This window comes from Neobacillus ginsengisoli, assembly GCF_030813055.1.
This window is the reverse complement of record NZ_JAUSTW010000003.1, coordinates 311,022-329,412: the sequence shown is the minus strand read 5'-3', so window position 1 is coordinate 329,412 and position 18,391 is coordinate 311,022. Positions and strand designations below refer to the sequence as shown.

The 18,391-nt window shown below is 40.4% G+C and carries 17 protein-coding genes, 1 tRNA gene and 1 other RNA gene; 18 read left to right on the top strand and 1 reads right to left on the bottom strand.

What is annotated here, in order from left to right:
* Positions 1–10 precede the first annotated feature (10 nt).
* The 4 genes from rapZ to J2S10_RS10720 are packed head-to-tail and all read left to right on the top strand — an operon-like array spanning position 11 to position 3,154.
* A complete protein-coding gene (rapZ, locus tag J2S10_RS10735) occupies positions 11–904 on the top strand; it encodes an RNase adapter RapZ (protein WP_307407456.1) in 894 nt (297 codons plus the stop codon).
* Positions 901–1,884: a gluconeogenesis factor YvcK family protein gene (locus J2S10_RS10730; protein WP_307407455.1), complete on the top strand. Its 984-nt coding sequence runs from the start codon at positions 901–903 to the stop codon at positions 1,882–1,884. The genes rapZ and J2S10_RS10730 overlap by 4 nt, the downstream gene beginning before the upstream one ends.
* A gap of 34 nt (positions 1,885–1,918) precedes the next feature.
* A complete protein-coding gene (gene whiA, locus J2S10_RS10725; protein WP_307407453.1) occupies positions 1,919–2,869 on the top strand; it encodes a DNA-binding protein WhiA in 951 nt (316 codons plus the stop codon).
* Positions 2,870–2,896: 27 nt separating this feature from the next.
* Positions 2,897–3,154, top strand: a complete 258-nt coding sequence (locus tag J2S10_RS10720) for an HPr family phosphocarrier protein (RefSeq protein ID WP_307407451.1) — start codon at positions 2,897–2,899, stop codon at positions 3,152–3,154.
* A gap of 39 nt (positions 3,155–3,193) precedes the next feature.
* On the opposite strand, the gene clpP is transcribed toward J2S10_RS10720, so the two are convergent.
* Positions 3,194–3,799, bottom strand: coding sequence for an ATP-dependent Clp endopeptidase proteolytic subunit ClpP (gene clpP / locus J2S10_RS10715; protein ID WP_307407449.1), 606 nt, complete (start codon positions 3,797–3,799; stop codon positions 3,194–3,196).
* A 204-nt stretch (positions 3,800–4,003) separates the two neighbouring features.
* Between clpP and J2S10_RS10710 the strand changes: the two genes are divergently transcribed.
* The 14 genes from J2S10_RS10710 to ssrA all read left to right on the top strand — a co-directional run bounded on the left by J2S10_RS10710 (position 4,004) and on the right by ssrA (position 18,261).
* Positions 4,004–4,075: transfer RNA gene (locus J2S10_RS10710), tRNA-Arg, on the top strand.
* A 283-nt stretch (positions 4,076–4,358) separates the two neighbouring features.
* Positions 4,359–5,687, top strand: coding sequence for an RNA polymerase factor sigma-54 (gene rpoN / locus J2S10_RS10705; protein ID WP_307407447.1), 1,329 nt, complete (start codon positions 4,359–4,361; stop codon positions 5,685–5,687).
* A 13-nt stretch (positions 5,688–5,700) separates the two neighbouring features.
* A complete protein-coding gene (locus J2S10_RS10700) occupies positions 5,701–5,958 on the top strand; it encodes a glutaredoxin family protein (protein ID WP_307407445.1) in 258 nt (85 codons plus the stop codon).
* A gap of 133 nt (positions 5,959–6,091) precedes the next feature.
* Complete coding sequence (locus tag J2S10_RS10695; RefSeq protein WP_307407444.1) at positions 6,092–7,114, top strand: sugar-binding transcriptional regulator; 1,023 nt, start codon at positions 6,092–6,094, stop codon at positions 7,112–7,114.
* Positions 7,115–7,164: 50 nt separating this feature from the next.
* Positions 7,165–8,172 (top strand): type I glyceraldehyde-3-phosphate dehydrogenase, encoded by a 1,008-nt coding sequence (gene gap, locus J2S10_RS10690; RefSeq protein WP_307407442.1) that lies wholly within the window; start codon positions 7,165–7,167, stop codon positions 8,170–8,172.
* A 154-nt stretch (positions 8,173–8,326) separates the two neighbouring features.
* The gene (locus J2S10_RS10685) at positions 8,327–9,511 is read left to right on the top strand and encodes a phosphoglycerate kinase (protein WP_307407440.1); all 1,185 of its coding nucleotides are present in this window, start codon (positions 8,327–8,329) and stop codon (positions 9,509–9,511) included.
* A 125-nt stretch (positions 9,512–9,636) separates the two neighbouring features.
* Entirely contained in the window at positions 9,637–10,398 is a 762-nt protein-coding gene (gene tpiA, locus J2S10_RS10680) for a triose-phosphate isomerase (RefSeq protein ID WP_307407438.1), read from the top strand.
* Positions 10,391–11,926 (top strand): 2,3-bisphosphoglycerate-independent phosphoglycerate mutase, encoded by a 1,536-nt coding sequence (gene gpmI / locus J2S10_RS10675; RefSeq protein WP_307407436.1) that lies wholly within the window; start codon positions 10,391–10,393, stop codon positions 11,924–11,926. The genes tpiA and gpmI overlap by 8 nt, the downstream gene beginning before the upstream one ends.
* A 27-nt stretch (positions 11,927–11,953) precedes the next feature.
* A complete protein-coding gene (gene eno / locus J2S10_RS10670) occupies positions 11,954–13,252 on the top strand; it encodes a phosphopyruvate hydratase (RefSeq protein WP_307407433.1) in 1,299 nt (432 codons plus the stop codon).
* Between the two features lie 184 nt (positions 13,253–13,436).
* Entirely contained in the window at positions 13,437–13,670 is a 234-nt protein-coding gene (gene secG / locus J2S10_RS10665) for a preprotein translocase subunit SecG (RefSeq protein ID WP_307407431.1), read from the top strand.
* A gap of 333 nt (positions 13,671–14,003) precedes the next feature.
* Positions 14,004–14,750, top strand: a complete 747-nt coding sequence (locus J2S10_RS10660) for an alpha/beta hydrolase (protein ID WP_307407430.1) — start codon at positions 14,004–14,006, stop codon at positions 14,748–14,750.
* A gap of 25 nt (positions 14,751–14,775) precedes the next feature.
* Positions 14,776–17,121, top strand: a complete 2,346-nt coding sequence (gene rnr, locus J2S10_RS10655) for a ribonuclease R (RefSeq protein WP_307407427.1) — start codon at positions 14,776–14,778, stop codon at positions 17,119–17,121.
* A gap of 201 nt (positions 17,122–17,322) precedes the next feature.
* Positions 17,323–17,790, top strand: a complete 468-nt coding sequence (smpB, locus tag J2S10_RS10650) for an SsrA-binding protein SmpB (RefSeq protein ID WP_307407425.1) — start codon at positions 17,323–17,325, stop codon at positions 17,788–17,790.
* Between the two features lie 136 nt (positions 17,791–17,926).
* Positions 17,927–18,261, top strand: a transfer-messenger RNA (tmRNA) gene (ssrA, locus tag J2S10_RS10645).
* Positions 18,262–18,391: the final 130 nt, after the last annotated feature.

Here is an 18,391-nt window from a genome sequence, read left to right as displayed (position 1 = left end):
GGGAATTGCAATGAGTACCGGTTCGACAAGCGATACTCAGATGGTCATTATCACGGGTATGTCAGGGGCAGGAAAAACAGTTGCTATTCAAAGCTTAGAGGATTTAGGATTCTTTTGTGTTGATAATTTGCCGCCAACATTGCTGCCAAAATTCTTAGAACTTATGAAGGAATCCGGGAATAAAATGAATAAAGTGGCACTTGTGATGGATTTACGGGGCAGAGAGTTTTTTGATCATCTCTTTAAGGCATTAGATGACCTTGCTGAAACTTCATGGGTTACACCGCAGATTTTGTTTTTGGATGCAGATGATGCAACATTAGTACGCCGATACAAAGAGACGCGGCGGTCACACCCGCTTGCGCCTACAGGGCTGCCGCTCGAAGGGATTGAACTTGAAAGGGAGCTCCTTGAAGAATTAAAAGGCCGTGCCCAGCTCATTTATAACACATCGCAAATGAAGCCTCGGGAACTGCGTGAAAAGATATTAACTGAATTTACTTCAAATAAAAAACTAATCTTTACTGTCAATGTCATGTCATTTGGATTTAAACATGGAATCCCAATCGACGCCGATCTCGTTTTTGATGTGCGTTTCCTGCCAAATCCTCATTATATTGAGCATATGCGTCCTAAAACCGGTTTAGATGAGGAAGTATCAGGTTATGTTTTAAAATGGAATGAAACACATAAGTTTTTGGAAAAGGTGACAGACTTGCTCGCGTTCATGCTTCCCCATTATAAAAGAGAAGGGAAAGCACAGCTCGTCATTGCGATTGGATGTACAGGCGGTCAGCATCGTTCGGTAGCACTTGCGGAGTATATTGGACGATTTTTTGAACATGATTACAAAACCTGTGTTTCGCATCGTGACATTGAGAGGAGAAAGGAAAAAACAACATGAGAGAGTTCGGACAGCCAAGAATAGTCATCATTGGCGGAGGAACGGGATTGCCTGTTTTGTTACGGGGACTAAAGCAGTTTCCAGTAGATATTACTGCGATTGTAACGGTTGCCGATGACGGTGGAAGCTCGGGGAGGCTGCGGGATGATTTGCATATTCCTCCTCCGGGTGATATTCGCAATGTTTTGGCGGCATTATCTGATGTTGAACCACTTGTTGAGGAGATGTTTCAACATCGCTTTTCTACATCCAATGAATTATCGGGACATTCACTTGGGAACTTGATTTTGGCTGCGATGACTTCCATTACCGGTAATTTTGTTCATGCTATCCAAGAGATGAGTAAAGTACTAAATGTTCGTGGCAAGGTATTGCCTGCTGCAAATCAAAGTGTTGTTTTACATGCTGAAATGGAAGATGGGACGATTGTTTCAGGGGAGTCGAAAATTCCCTATTCCGGTAAAAGGATTAAAAAAGTCTTTTTAACACCGGGGGATATTCGCCCATTACCTGAAAGCATTCAAGCAATCCGTCAGGCTGATTTAATAATTATTGGTCCTGGAAGCTTATATACCAGTATTCTGCCGAATCTTCTCGTTCCGAGATTGGGAGATGAAATCTGCCGCTCCAAAGCAAATAAGGTATACATTTGCAATTTGATGACTCAAGCAGGGGAAACACATGGGTTTACTGCAAGTGATCATGTTCAGGCAGTTTACGATCACATGAACGCTGCTTGTATAAATACAATATTAGTAAACAATGAAGAGATCCCGCCGGATATTCAACTTCGCTATAATGAGGAATTGGCTGATCCCGTGCAATATGATCTCCCAAGGCTATATGAGCTTGGACTTGAAGTGGTCCATGCTGATATTGCCGTACAGGAAAATGGCGCACTTCGGCATGATCCGAAAAAAGTAGCCCAAATTCTATATAATTTATTAATAAATGAAACCAAAAAGCGCTTTGATGCGTAAATAAAGGTGCCCGGTATAAAAGGGGGTGAAGGGGATGTCTTTCGCTTCGGAAACGAAAAAAGAATTAACGAACCTGGAAGTGAAGTCGTGTTGCATTCAAGCAGAGTTATCCGCTTTAATACGCATGAACGGTTCTCTATCATTCTCCAATCGTAAGTTAGTTGTCGATATTCAAACCGAAAATGCAGCGATTGCCAGGAGAATTTATACATTACTAAAAAAGAGTTACCAAGTTCAAGTTGAGCTGCTGGTAAGGAAAAAAATGCGTTTGAAAAAAAATAACGTCTATATTGTCCGTTTATCGCACCAGGCAAAAGAAATTCTTGAGGATACAAAAATTCTCGGTGAAGGATTCACCATCATTCATGATATTTCGAATGAGCTAGTGAAAAAGAAGTGTTGTAAGCGTTCTTATTTACGTGGAGCATTTCTAGCCGGGGGCTCAGTAAATAACCCGGAAACGTCTTCTTATCATTTGGAAATTTTTTCGCTTTATAAAGAACATAATGATTCTTTATGCGAATTGATGAATACATTTGGCTTAAACAGTAAAACGCTTGAGCGAAAAAAAGGCTTCATTACGTACCTAAAAGAGGCGGAGAAAATTACCGAATTTTTAAATATTATTGGTGCCCATAATGCCTTACTTCGCTTTGAAGATGTTAGAATTGTTAGAGATATGAGGAACTCCGTTAATCGTCTCGTTAATTGTGAAACAGCGAACTTAAATAAAACAATCGGTGCCTCGATCAGGCAGGTAGAAAATATCCGCTATATTGACCAAACTGTCGGCCTTCATATATTACCTGAAAAGTTAAGGGAAATTGCCGAGCTGCGGATGAATTTTACGGATGTCACCTTAAAAGAGCTGGGGGAAATGGTCTCAGGCGGCTCTATTAGTAAATCGGGGATTAATCATAGATTAAGAAAAATAGATGAAATTGCTGAGAAATTGCGTATTGGTGAATTAGATCCAAGAAAATAGAAAAATCAAATGAGGAGGAATTTTGTAATGAGGGTAAAACAAGTAGAAGTAAAATTGAAAACAGGGCTTCAAGCACGACCAGCGGCCTTATTTGTCCAGGAAGCTAACCGATTTTCATCGGATATTTTTCTTGAGAAGGATGGAAAAAAAGTTAATGCAAAAAGTATCATGGGATTAATGAGTCTTGCTGTAGGCTCCGGAGTGGTCATTAACATCGTAGCCGATGGTGATGATGAAGAAAACGCCATCGCTGCTTTAAGCGAATTTATCGAAAAAGAACATTAAGAAAAGGGTTTGGCAACAACTGCCAAACCCTTTTAGTTTTTATTTTTTATTTTTTTCATCAAATAAGTTACGAGTGATGATTTGGTCAATCAGGCCATATTCCTTTGCTCTTTCCGCTGTCATGAAATTATCGCGGTCTGTATCTTTTTGAATGACCTCAAGTGGCTGGCCTGTACGTTCTGCTAAAATTCCATTTAATTTTTCACGAAGGAAGAGAATGCGTTTTGCAGCAATTTCAATTTCCGTTGCTTGTCCTTGAGCACCGCCAAGTGGCTGGTGAATCATGACCTCCGCGTTAGGCAGAGCATAACGCTTCCCTTTTTCACCTGCAGCTAATAAGAAAGCACCCATGGATGCAGCCATACCGATACAAACAGTAGATACATTCGCTTTAATATATTGCATTGTATCGTAAATCGCCATCCCTGCTGTAATGCTTCCACCGGGACTATTGATGTAAAGTGTAATGTCTTTTTCAGGGTTTTCCGCTTCAAGGAATAGTAATTGGGCAACAATTGAATTGGCAACATGATCATCAATTGCACTGCCAAGCATAATGATCCGGTCTTTTAAAAGACGGGAATATATGTCATATGCTCTCTCGCCCCGATTTGTTTGTTCAATAACTGTAGGAATCAAATTCATTTTTCTTCCTCCTCCTGAGTTTGAAAGTGAAAATATTATGTATTGTTATCATACACTGATGGTCAATAAAGGTCAAACAATTTGACTTTAAATTGTTCGACAACTTTCCCTATTCCATCATATCCAATCAGAAACATTTTAAACCTATTCAGTACTTGCAAAGATTAAGAACATGTCATATAATATAAAAGTCGCTAATATTTTGCCCTCGTGGTGCAACGGATAGCACGTAAGATTCCGGTTCTTGAGATGTGGGTTCGATTCCTGCCGAGGGCGTAATAAAAGCCTCCTGTTCTTTCAACGACAGGAGGTTTTTATTCTGTTTTGGCTAAAAAGTAATTGATTTACCGAAAAATGTCTAAAAGTACAAATCGCCCGTAAAAAGGACTTAATCCACTGAAACCTGTACAAAACCCCTTAAAACAAGTACAAAACTTTTTATCCCCCAAAAAAATAGCCAAAACTCAAGCAAAAATAGACAATATCAACCCTGATACCAATTTCTTGCCATACACCAATCCCTTATAATCATGTAAAATAGAGAGTAGGGGGGATCGGAATGAATTTGAAGGCGGGATTATGGCAACAACAAACATTAAAATTGGCAATGACGCAGGAGCTGTCGCAGGCTATTGCCCTTTTGCAGTATTCGGCACAGGAATTGACTGCTTTTTTGGAAAATAAAGCGCTTGAAAATCCCCTTTTACAGATTGAAAATGGGAATATACAGCCGATGAATCCATTAATTGACCGGAACCGCAAGAAACATCAGAAGGCGGAAAAAGACTGGATTGAACAAATTGCTGACAAACCCATTTCACTGGAAGATCAACTTACATCACAGTTAAACCTACGAGACTTCACTGCCGAGCAATTAAGAGTCATTCGCCATCTTATCCAAAACATTGATGTAAACGGTTACTTTGTTGGTGACCTTAACGAAATATCCCAAACATTAAATACACCAATAGAGCTTGTCGATAAAGGTTTAAAGGTGGTTCAGTCCCTTGATCCTGTGGGGATTGGTGCCCGAAACCTGCAAGAATGCTTATTGATTCAATTAGAATACGAATTTCCGGATAACGAACTGGCACGGCAAATTATTTCAAACTACTTTGTCATCTTTGCGGAAAAGAAATGGAAGCAGATTTCAAAAGAACTGCAGGTTTCACTCAAAGACATTCAAGAAGTTTTTGATGAAATTCAACTGCTTAATCCAAAGCCGGGAGCACTTTTGGGTCATGATGCGACTAGCTATATCATTCCTGATACAATTGTTGAACAAACCGTGGAAGGATTTTCAGTAAGAATGTTTGATGACACCCTTCCAAGGATTAGTTTTAATGAACACTATTATCAGAAAATCAATTCAAGGCCTGACATCGACCAACAGGTAAACCGCTTTTTACAGGATAAGTTTCAGGATTATCAATGGATTATGAAAAGTATTGAACAGAGGAAAGAAACCCTGACCAAGGTCGTTGCTAAGATAGTAGAGAAACAGGCATTATTTTTTCAAAAGGGGCCTAAACATTTGCAGCCGATGACGATGAAGGAAATTGCCGGCGAGCTTGAGATTCATGAATCAACTGTGAGCCGTGCTGTCAGGGAAAAATATGTTCAGACGCCGGTAGGGACCTATCCCTTAAAAACCTTTTTCACCAGCACCATTCAAACGGTTTCGGATGAGAATACTTCATCGACCCAAGTAAAAAATGCGATTTCGCTTTTAATCGAAAAAGAGAATAAGCAAAAACCGCTTTCCGATCAAGAAATTGTAGAACAATTAAAAATTGCGGAGGGGATGATGGTTTCAAGGCGCACCATTGCCAAGTATCGGGACCAATTAGGTATCCCATCTTCTTCAAAGCGAAAAAGGTTTGATTGAAAGGAGAATTGATTTGCTAGAGCATACCATTACCCTATATACCCGGAAACAATGCCCTTTATGTGATAAAGCAAAAAAATCTTTACTGGAGCTTCAGGAGGAATGGAATTTTTCCTTAAAGGAAATTGATATTGCTAGAAGTGATGATTTAACTGAACAGTTTGGCCTTATGATTCCCGTTGTTTATCTTGATGGGGAAGAGGTTGCATATGGTATGGTTAACAAATTTGACATAAGTAACCGTTTACAAGAAAAAAGGGCAATCTTTTAAGTTGAAATAGGTTTTCACTCCTGTTAAAATGGAAAATGTAACAGGGGTGATTTTTTTTACATGTAGCGGGACATAATATGTCTATGGTGGACATTTTTTGACCAACTACATAATATAAAGGAGCATGCAACACATGCAATCGTTCATTGACATTCAAAAGAGATTATTACCTGATCTCCTTCAAGTATTACAGAAAAGATATTCCATCCTCAGAAACATCGAATTTATGCAGCCGGTGGGAAGAAGGAGCTTAGCAGCCAGTCTTGGATTTACAGAAAGAATTCTTCGAAGTGAAGTGGAATTTTTAAAGGATCAAAATCTAATTTACACAAATAATGTGGGAATGAGTTTGACATCTGAAGGAAAAAATTTACTCGAAGATCTTGAAGGCTTGATGCGCGAATTAAAAGGTATTGATGTAATGGAATTAGAGCTGAAAAATCGCCTTGGCATTAAAAAGGCAATTATCGTACCTGGAAATAGTGATGAATCTCCAATGGTGAAAAGTGAACTGGGAAAAGCATGTGCAACTAGCATGAAAAAGCTTCTTGGAGGGAAAAATATCATCGCTGTGACTGGTGGCTCGACAATGGCGACAGTAGCTGAGCAACTTTCACCTGATCTAGGTAATAAAGAATTACTGTTTGTTCCAGCCCGTGGGGGAATCGGTGAGGATGTTCAAAATCAGGCAAATACGGTCAGTTCGATTATGTCAAAGAATACCCATTCAAAGCACCGCGTTTTTTATGTACCGGACCAAGTCAGCCCTGAGATTTATGAGTCTTTAATCAAGGAACCTGCTATTCACGAAGTTTTAGAGCTGATTAAATCAGCAAGCATGGTACTTCACGGAATAGGGGATGCTATCACGATGGCCAAGCGAAGAAAAACACCGCCTGATGAAATGAAGAAAATTGAAGGTGGAAAAGCCGTTGGTGAAGCATTTGGTTACTATTTTAATGAAGAGGGCGAAATTGTCCACAAAGCTTTAACAATTGGTCTACAGCTAAATGACCTTACAAGAATATCCAATGTTATTGCGGTTGCAGGCGGAAGCTCAAAGGCAAAAGCGATAAAGTCTTATATGAAACAAGCGCCATCATCGACGATCTTAATTACGGATGAAGGTGCAGCAAGAATGTTATTAAAAGGGTAAAACCTTTTTAAATAAAATAGACTCACCCAAACAAAGGAGGAAATTTTATCATGACAGTAAAAGTTGGAATTAATGGATTTGGTCGTATCGGACGTAACGTATTCCGTGCGGCATTAAACAATAGCAATGTGGAAATCGTAGCAATTAATGACCTAACAGATGCAAATATGCTTGCACATCTTTTAAAATATGATACAGTTCACGGAACTCTTTCTGAAGATGTTACCGTTGATGGTGAATACCTAGTAGTTGGTGGCAAAAAAGTAAAAGTTATTGCTGAACGTGACCCGGCTCAACTTGGATGGGGAGATCTTGGCGTAGAAGTGGTTGTAGAATCTACCGGCCGTTTCACAAAACGTGAAGATGCAGCGAAGCATCTTGAAGCAGGTGCGAAAAAAGTTATTATCTCTGCTCCGGCTTCAAACGAAGATATCACGATTGTAATGGGTGTTAACGAAGATAAATACGATGCAAACAACCACCATGTATTATCAAATGCTTCTTGTACTACAAACTGCCTTGCACCATTTGCAAAGGTATTAAATGATACATTCGGAATCAAACGTGGTATGATGACAACTGTTCACTCTTATACAAATGACCAACAAATCCTTGACTTACCACATAAGGACTACCGTCGTGCACGTGCAGCTGCTGAAAACATGATTCCGACATCAACTGGTGCAGCTAAAGCCGTTTCTCTAGTTTTACCTGAACTTAAAGGTAAATTAAATGGTATGGCAATGCGCGTTCCAACTCCAAACGTTTCTATTGTTGACTTAGTTGCAGAATTAGAAAAGAACGTTACTGCTGAAGAAATCAATGCAGCATTAAAGGAAGCAGCTGAAGGTCCATTAAAAGGAATTCTAGCATACAGCGAACTTCCATTAGTTTCTAGCGACTATAATGGTGCTACTGTTTCTTCTACAATCGATGCATTATCAACAATGGTTCTTGAAGGCAATATGGTAAAAGTATTATCTTGGTATGATAACGAAGTTGGTTACTCTAACCGCGTTGTTGACCTTGTTGATTACATCGCTGCAAAAGGACTTTAATTATACATTTAAATCATTGGCTAGGATTGGAATCTCAATCTTAAAAAGGCTATAATGATTAATGGTATTACAAAGGGGAGCGGGGGAGATTCCCCCGCTCCTTTTTTAATGAAACCTGTTTTTATAGTAGCTTATACTCTAGGAGGCTCTTCGCATGAACAAAAAATCATTAAAAGATGTTGATGTTAAAGGGAAACGCGTTTTTTGCAGGGTTGATTTTAACGTACCTATGCAGGATGGACAAATTACTGATGAAACAAGGATTCGTGCCGCATTGCCAACCATTCAGTATTTAATGGACAACGGTGCGAAAGTGATTTTAGCAAGCCACTTCGGTCGTCCGAAAGGAAAAGTGGTTGAAGAAATGCGCTTAACTCCAGTTGGCGTACGACTTTCCGAATTGCTTGGCAAAGAAGTGAAGAAGGCAGATGAAGCTTATGGTGATTCTGTTAAAGCATTAATTGAAACAATGAACGAAGGTGACGTCCTTCTTCTCGAAAACGTACGTTTTTATCCTGGCGAAGAAAAGAATGATCCTGAATTAGCCAAAGCATTTGCAGAGCTTGCTGATGTTTATGTGAATGACGCTTTTGGTGCGGCTCATCGTGCCCATGCTTCCACAGAAGGAATTGCGCATAACCTTCCTGCTGTTGCCGGCTTTTTAATGGAAAAAGAACTTGAAGTACTAGGTAAAGCCCTATCAAATCCTGAACGTCCTTTTACAGCGATTATCGGTGGTGCGAAAGTTAAAGATAAGATTGGTGTTATTGAAAATCTATTAGAAAAAGTAGATAACCTTATCATCGGCGGCGGTTTAGCTTATACCTTTGTAAAAGCACAAGGCCATGAAATTGGCAAATCCCTTCTTGAAGCAGATAAAATTGATCTTGCGAAGGAATTCATGGATAAAGCGAAAGAAAAAGGCGTTAATTTCTACATGCCTGTTGATGCGGTTATTGCGGATGATTTCTCTGCAGATGCAAATTCAAAAGTAGTATCCATTGAAGAGATTCCTGCTGATTGGGAAGCCCTTGATATCGGACCAAAAACGGCAGAAATTTATCGTGATGTGATTCAAAAATCAAAATTAGTGATTTGGAACGGCCCTATGGGTGTGTTTGAAATTGATAAATTTGCCAATGGAACAAAAGCAGTTGCGGAAGCTCTTGCCGAAGCAGAAGGTACATATTCAGTTATTGGAGGCGGGGACTCTGCAGCAGCAGTAGAAAAGTTCAATTTGGCTGAAAAAATGAGCCATATATCCACTGGCGGCGGAGCATCGCTTGAATTTATGGAAGGCAAAGCACTACCGGGTGTTGTTGCATTGAACGATAAGTAATTCTATCTACACGTCGATATCGACAAATAATTTGGTGATAGTAACGATTTTTAGTGGAATTCGACAATTTTTATGTATATATCAATAATTTGCTTCTTTGTTAAAGGAAGAAAGGATGTGCCCTAATGCGTAAACCAATTATTGCAGGGAACTGGAAAATGAACAAAACACTTTCAGAAGCAAAAAGCTTTGCTGAAGAAGTAAAAAGCCTTGTACCTGCTCAAGAAAAAATGGAATCAGTCATTTGTGCGCCTGCATTATTTTTACAAAGCCTTGTAGAAACAGTTAAAGGCACCGATGTGAAAATTGGTGCTCAAAATATGCATTTTGAAGAAAACGGAGCCTTTACCGGTGAAATCAGCCCGAATGCTCTTGCAGACCTCGGTGTACAATATGTGATTATTGGTCACTCAGAACGCCGTGAAATGTTCAACGAAACAGATGAATCAGTCAACAAAAAGACGGTTGCTGCGTTTAAATACAACCTAACACCTATTGTTTGTTGCGGAGAAACACTTGAACAACGCGAAAATGGCGAAACAATGAATCTTGTCGGCTCACAAATTGAAAAAGCCCTAAAAGGGTTAAGCGAGACCCAGGTAAATCAAACTGTTATTGCTTACGAGCCAATTTGGGCAATTGGTACAGGGAAATCCTCAACTGCTGAGGATGCAAACGAAGTTTGCGCCCATATCCGCCAAGTAGTGGCAAAGCAATTCTCTGAAGAAGTTGCAGCTGCTGTTAGAATACAATACGGCGGAAGCGTTAAGCCTGGAAATATTAAAGAATATATGGCACAGCCTGATATTGATGGTGCATTAGTAGGCGGAGCAAGCCTTGAAGCACAATCATTCTTGCAACTCTTGGAGGCAGGACAATATGAGTAAGTCACCAGTCGCCTTAATCATCTTAGATGGTTTCGGTTGTCGAAGCGAACACAAAGGAAATGCGGTCTACCATGCGAAGAAACCAAATTTTGACCGTTTCTGGGACACTTATCCCCATTCCCATTTAACGGCTTCCGGTGAAGCGGTTGGTCTTCCTGAAGGACAAATGGGTAATTCTGAAGTAGGGCACTTGAATATCGGTGCAGGCCGAATTGTATATCAAAGCTTAACGCGTGTGAATATTGCGATTCGTGAAGGCGAATTTGAAAAAAATGAAACGTTTACTGCTGCAATGGAGCATGTGAAGAAAAAGGGTACTGCCCTTCATTTATTCGGTTTACTGTCTGATGGCGGCGTTCATAGTCATATTAATCATATGTTTGCTTTGCTAAAGCTTGCAAAAGATGAAGGTGTGGAAAAAGTCTATGTTCATGCTTTCCTTGATGGCCGTGATGTCGGACCGAAGACAGCAGCAACATATATTCAGCAAACACTGGATAAAATGAAGGAGTACGGCGTTGGAGAATTTGCGACCATTTCCGGTCGATACTATTCCATGGACAGGGACAAGCGCTGGGAGCGGGTTGAAAAATCCTACCGTGCAATGGTTTATGGTGAGGGCCCGACTTACACCAATCCGTTAGAATTAGTAGAGGATTCCTATCAGCATGGAATTTTTGATGAGTTCGTGATTCCATCGGTTATTACGAAAGAAGACGGACAACCTGTTGCGACGATTCAGGATGACGATGCTGTTATTTTCTACAACTTCCGACCTGACCGTGCCATTCAAATTTCAAATACGTTCACAAATGAAGATTTCCGCTCCTTTGATCGCGGACCAAAGCATCCAAAAAATTTATTCTTTGTTTGTTTAACACACTTCAGTGAATCTGTTGATGGGTATGTAGCATTTAAACCATCGAACTTGGATAATACAATTGGTGAAGTGTTTGCACAAAATGGTTTAAAACAGCTTAGAATTGCCGAGACCGAAAAATATCCGCATGTAACGTTCTTTATGAGCGGCGGCCGCGAAGAAAAATTCCCAGGAGAAGAGCGGATCTTAATTAATTCTCCAAAGGTTGCTACATATGACCTAAAACCGGAAATGAGTGCCTATGAAGTGACGGATGCGTTACTCAAGGAAATTCAAGCGGATAAATTTGACGCGATTTTATTAAATTTTGCTAATCCTGACATGGTGGGGCATTCCGGAATGCTTGAACCAACCGTCAAAGCAATTGAAACAGTTGATGAATGCTTAGGAAAAGTGGTAGACTTAATTCTTGAAAAAGGCGGCTATGCGATCATTACCGCTGACCACGGAAATGCCGATGAAGTGGTGACGCTAGAAGGCGAGCCAATGACGGCACACACAACGAATCCTGTACCGGTCATTGTTACGAAAGACGGTGTAGAATTACGTGATGGCGGCATCCTTGGAGATTTAGCTCCAACGATGTTGGATTTATTAGGTTTAGAAAAACCGGCCGAAATGACTGGAACAACATTAATTGAAAAATAATAATTTTATTCTTAAGGAGAGATACACATGCCATTTATTGTTGATGTATATGCACGTGAAGTATTAGATTCCCGCGGTAATCCCACTGTTGAGGTTGAAGTTTTCACTGAGTCAGGCGCTTTCGGGAGAGCATTAGTTCCAAGCGGTGCTTCTACAGGTGAATACGAAGCTGTTGAACTTCGTGATGGCGATAAAGAACGCTACCTTGGAAAGGGCGTTTTAAAAGCGGTTGACAATGTAAACGAAATTATTGCCCCATACCTGGTTGGTGAAGAATTCAGTGTTTTAGATCAAGTTTCAATTGACAACGCATTGATTGAATTAGACGGAACTGAAAACAAAGGTAAATTGGGTGCTAACGCTATTCTTGGTGTTTCTATGGCGGTTGCTCATGCTGCAGCTAACTATTTAGATATTCCTTTATACCAATACCTTGGCGGATTCAATTCAAAACAGCTTCCGGTTCCAATGATGAATATCGTAAACGGTGGAGCTCATGCTGATAACAACGTTGATATCCAGGAATTCATGGTTATGCCTGTTGGTGCGCCAAACTTTAAAGAAGCTCTTCGTATGGGTGCGGAAATTTTCCATAGCTTAAGATCAGTTCTAAAAGGCAAAGGCCTTAATACGGCTGTTGGTGACGAAGGCGGCTTTGCTCCAAACTTAGGCTCTAATGAAGAAGCTCTTCAAACAATTATTGAAGCAATCGAAAAAGCCGGCTACAAGCCGGGTGAAGAAGTTATGTTGGCAATGGACGTAGCGTCTTCTGAAATTTACAATAAAGAAGATGGAAAATACCATCTTGAAGGCGAAGGCGTTGTGAAAACTTCTGAAGAAATGGTTGCTTGGTATGAAGAGCTTGTTTCTAAATACCCAATCATCTCTATCGAAGACGGCTTAGATGAAAACGACTGGGAAGGCCACAAGCTTTTAACTGAACGAATTGGTAGCAAAGTCCAATTAGTTGGTGATGACTTGTTCGTTACAAATACGAAAAAGCTTGCTGAAGGCATTGAAAAAGGAATTGCTAACTCTATCCTTATCAAAGTTAACCAAATCGGTACCCTTACTGAAACCTTTGATGCAATTGAAATGGCTAAACGCGCAGGCTACACAGCAGTTATCTCTCACCGCTCCGGTGAAACAGAGGACAGCACAATCGCTGACATCGCTGTTGCTACAAATGCAGGACAAATCAAAACCGGTGCACCATCACGTACAGACCGTGTAGCAAAATACAACCAATTGCTTCGCATTGAAGATCAATTAGGTGAATCTGCTAAGTTCAACGGAATTAAATCTTTCTATAACTTGAGTAAGTAAACATAAAGAGGCACTCATTTTTCAATGAGTGTCTTTTATTTTGCATTTTGGGCTTATTAAAAGTGAATTCTGTCTTTCCCAATATCCTCCTTGATGCTGTCACAATAACTACTATTGTTAAAAGGGCGTTTATATGGTAAATTAAGAATACTGTGAAATGTACGTCTAACAGGAGGTGGCCTTCATGCATACATTAGTTGTCGTATTATTAGTTATCGTAAGTATTGGACTTATTGGGGTTGTTTTACTTCAATCAGGTAAGAGCGCTGGATTGTCCGGAGCCATTTCGGGTGGTGCCGAATCACTTTTCGGAAAGCAAAAAGCACGGGGAATTGATTTGATTCTTCACCGCATTACGATCATTTTATCGATATTATTCTTTGTTCTTGCTATCGCTGTTACTTACTTTAAAATCTAATAAAGCATACTATAAACCTGGCTACCCGCCGGGTTTTTTTGTCATTTATATTGAGGATAACTTTTCGTTAAAGTGTTTGAATAAATTATTGGAGTTCACAGTCTTAGTCAAGCTAAAAGTGGAAATATCAAACGTATTAAAAACGGGGAAAGATAGAGAGAAAAAGGAATTTGTAAATAAGTCTCTGAAAAGATAAAATCGAAAATGCCCTAAATTTGATAATATCCTCAATAATGACTAAACTTCTCCTCTCGTAAGTCTTATTTCTGGAATGTTCACCCTCACTTTGCTTAAACTAAGATAAGTTAACTGATTTTTAAAGGAGTTTTACAAATGAGAGTTTCAATACCTAGGCCATTTACATTTGAAGGAGGAAAAAGAGCCGTTCTATTACTGCATGGATTTACAGGTAATTCTGCAGATGTCAGGATGCTGGGCCGTTTCCTTGAAAAGAAAGGCTATACATGCCATGCACCGCACTACAAAGGTCATGGAGTCCCTCCTGAAGAACTTGTCCATACAGGACCGGAAGACTGGTGGCAGGATGTAGTAAATGGATATGAATTTTTAAAAAACAAAGGATATACGGAAATTGCGGTCGCAGGACTTTCCCTTGGCGGCGTATTTTCTTTGAAATTGGGTTACACTGTACCTATAAAAGGTATTGTACCGATGTGTGCACCTATGTATATCAAAAGTGAAGAAGTTATGTACCAAGGAATTCTTGAATATGCCCGCGAATTTAAAAAACGTGAAGGAAAAACAGAAGAGCAAATCGAAATGGAAATGAATGAGTTTAAAAAAACACCGATGAATACCTTAAAGGCACTTCAGGAGTTAATAGCCGACGTTCGTGATCATGTTGATATGATATATTCCCCTATCTTCGTAGTCCAGGCTCGTCACGACCATATGATTAATACGGATAGTGCCAATATTATTTACCGTGAAGTGGAATCAGATATTAAAGAGATTAAATGGTATGAAGAATCCGGCCATGTGATCACATTGGATAAAGAGCGGGAACAGCTTCATGAAGATATTTACGCCTTTTTAGAAAAATTAGATTGGAACGATTAAATTGCACCCCAAAGGAGGGATTTGCTTGGAAGATAATATTCAAAAGCACGTAGACAAGCTTTTGCAATATATGAAGGATGAGGCATATAAACCATTAACGGTTCAAGAGCTTGAGGCAGCCTTCGGTATTCAAGACTCGAGTGATTTTAAAGAGTTTGTTAAAGCACTTGTCCAAATGGAAGAAAAAGGGTTAGTGGTTCGAACCCGCAGCAACCGCTATGGCTTGCCGCAGAAAATGAACTTAATTCGCGGAAAGTTGACCGGGCATGCGAAAGGATTTGCGTTTGTTATTCCTGATGAGCCGGGAATGGATGATATTTTTATTCCGCCAAATGAAACCAACACCGCTATGCATGGAGATACCGTTCTAGCTCGCGTTTCATCGGAAACGTCTGGCCAACGCCGTGAAGGAAGCATTATTCGCATCTTGGAGCGGGGCATTCAGCAAATGGTAGGAACGTATGTGGAAAGCAAGAGTTTTGGTTTTGTGATTCCCGATGATAAAAAGTTTGCCAGTGACATTTTTATCCCGAAATCGGCTTCTAAAGGAGCGGTTGAAGGACATAAAGTGGTGGTTAAGCTGGTAACTTATCCTGAAGGGCGAAAAAGTGCAGAGGGTGAAGTTATTGAAATTCTCGGGCACAAAAATGATCCCGGAGTGGACATCCTTTCTGTTATACATAAGCACGGTTTGCCAATGGCTTTTCCTGATGAAGTATTGCAGCAGGCCAATGAAACACCTGATACGATTGATGAGAGTGAATTGGCTAACCGACGTGATCTTCGGAACGAAACCATTGTTACGATTGATGGTGCCGATGCGAAGGACCTGGATGATGCTGTTACCGTTACTAAGCTTGAAAACGGTAACTATAAGCTGGGCGTTCATATTGCCGATGTCAGCTATTATGTAAAAGAAGGAACACCAATTGATCTTGAAGCGGAAGAAAGAGCTACAAGTGTTTATTTAGTAGACAGGGTTATTCCGATGATTCCCCACCGGCTATCGAATGGGATTTGTTCCTTAAATCCGAAAGTAGACCGTTTAGTGCTTTCTTGTAATATGGAAATTTCGTCTGAAGGTCAAGTGGTCAACCATGAGATTTTTCAAAGTGTGATTAAAACAACTGAGCGGATGACCTATCATGATGTGAATAGGATTCTTGTTGATCATGATGAGGAAACAAGAGCGAGGTATGAGGCGCTTGTACCAATGTTTGAAATGATGGAAGAGCTTGCGGCGATTTTGCGTAATAAAAGAATGAAGCGCGGCGCAATCGATTTTGATTTTAAAGAATCCAAAGTATTGGTAGATGATGAAGGTAAACCAACAGATGTTATCCTCCGTGAGCGTTCTGTTGCGGAGCGGTTAATTGAAGAGTTTATGCTTGCTGCCAATGAAACGGTTGCCGAACATTTCCATTGGATGGATGTTCCGTTTATATACCGAATTCATGAAGATCCGAAAGAAGATAAGCTGAGAAAGTTTTTCGAGTTTATTACCAACTTTGGTTATATAGTAAAAGGAACTGCGAATGAAGTTCATCCAAGGGCGCTTCAGGAAATTATTGAAGAGGTCCAAGGGAAACCGGAAGAAATGGTTGTTTCAACCGTTATGCTTCGCTCGATGCAGCAGGCAAAATATGATCCGGAAAGCTTAGGTCACTTTGGACTATCGACTGAGTTTTATACACATTTCACATCGCCGATTCGCCGATATCCTGATACGATCGTTCATCGCTTGATTCGCACCTATTTAATAGAAGGAAAACTTGATGAAACGACCAGGGAAAAATGGAATGCCCGTCTGCCTGAAATTGCCCAGCATTCTTCAAAAATGGAGCGCCGAGCGGTTGATGCAGAGCGTGAAACCGATGAGTTGAAGAAAGCGGAATACATGGAAGATAAAATTGGCGTTGAGTATGATGGGATCATCAGCTCGGTAACCAATTTTGGGATGTTCGTTGAGCTTCCAAATACGATTGAAGGACTTGTTCATGTTAGTTACATGACCGATGACTATTATCGCTTTGATGAACGTCATTTCGCTATGATCGGTGAACGGACAGGTAATGTGTTCCGAATCGGCGATGAAATCACTGTACGAGTAGTGAAGGTCAATAAAGATGAACGCTCAATTGATTTTGAAATCGTCGGAATGAAAGGTACTCGCAGAGAGAGATCCGAGACGCCGAAAGTTTTCAAAACCGGCAGCGATACCAACAAGCCGCGCCGAAGCAAACAGCAGGGAGACCGTAATAAGAAGTCTGACTCGTCAGGACAAGGTCAAGGGGACAAATCGAAAAAGAAAAGGAAATTTTACGATAATGTTCCGAAATCCAAAAGTACGAAACGGAAAAAGAGAAGATAGTCAAACGGGGGCCTCAACCAGTCGGCCCTCTTTTGGCTAATAGAAAAGGATAAACTTTCACAAGTTTATCCTTTCCTATTACGCATAAGTGCAACTTCGCCTCTGTCTTCGCCCTTTCGGGCTTGCCAATCGGCGAGTTTTCTTTAATTGTCTGAACCTGTTCATTCTGCTAAAATATTAGCCATAGAAGAGGTGAGAAACATGCCAAAAGGTGAAGGGAAAGTTGTCGCCCAAAATAAAAAGGCTTATCATGATTATTTTATTGAAGAAACCTATGAAGCTGGAATCGTTTTGCAGGGCACGGAAATTAAGTCGATTCGTGCGGGTAAGGTGAATTTAAAGGATTCCTATGCAAGAATCCAAAGTGGCGAAGCTGTTTTATTTGGAATGCACATCAGCCCATATGAGCAAGGGAATCGCTATAACCATGATCCCCTAAGAACACGTAAACTATTGCTTCATAAAAAGGAAATTAATAAATTAATCGGTGAAACAAAAGAGGCAGGCTATGCACTTGTACCATTAAAGCTTTATTTGAAAAATGGTTTTTGCAAGGTTTTAGTTGGGCTGGCAAAAGGGAAGAAGAATTATGATAAGCGAGAATCATTAAAACAAAAAGAAGCGAAGCGTGAAATTGAACGGGCCTTCCGCGATCGTCAAAAGATGTAACTTGCAAATAATTACAATTGAAAAATACTCACAGTATGTTATAATAAATTTGTCGCTAAGTGATGCGGCAATAACTTATGCTCATAACAATTGTTGAGCATCCGAACGTCTAGCTTCATTTTTATAATGGGGACGCTACGGATTCGACAGGGGTAGTTTGAGCTTAGGTTGCGAGTCGAGGGGATCGGCCTCGTTAAAACGTCAAAGCCATAACTGGCAAAACTAACAACAACCTCGCTTTCGCAGCTTAATACTGCATAGCGGTTCCTCCCTCCATCGCCCATGTGGTAGGGTAAGGGACTCACTCTAAGTGGGCTACGCTGGATTCCACCGCCTGAGGATGAAGGAAGAGAACAACCAGGCTAGCTGGCCGGACGCCTGTCGATAGGCATAAGGATCAGCGAAGCGCCAATATGTCGACTACACTCGTAGAAGCTTAAGTGCCAATATCTTTGGACGCGGGTTCGATTAGTAATTAGTCGCCTTGTGTGGTAACACACAAGTGATAATCCGGCTTTATCGGTGAAACCTAAGTCACAGTAATGTGATAAGGCAATGCCGAGCGGTATGTGGAGTAATCCAACAGCCGTGTATCGACTCA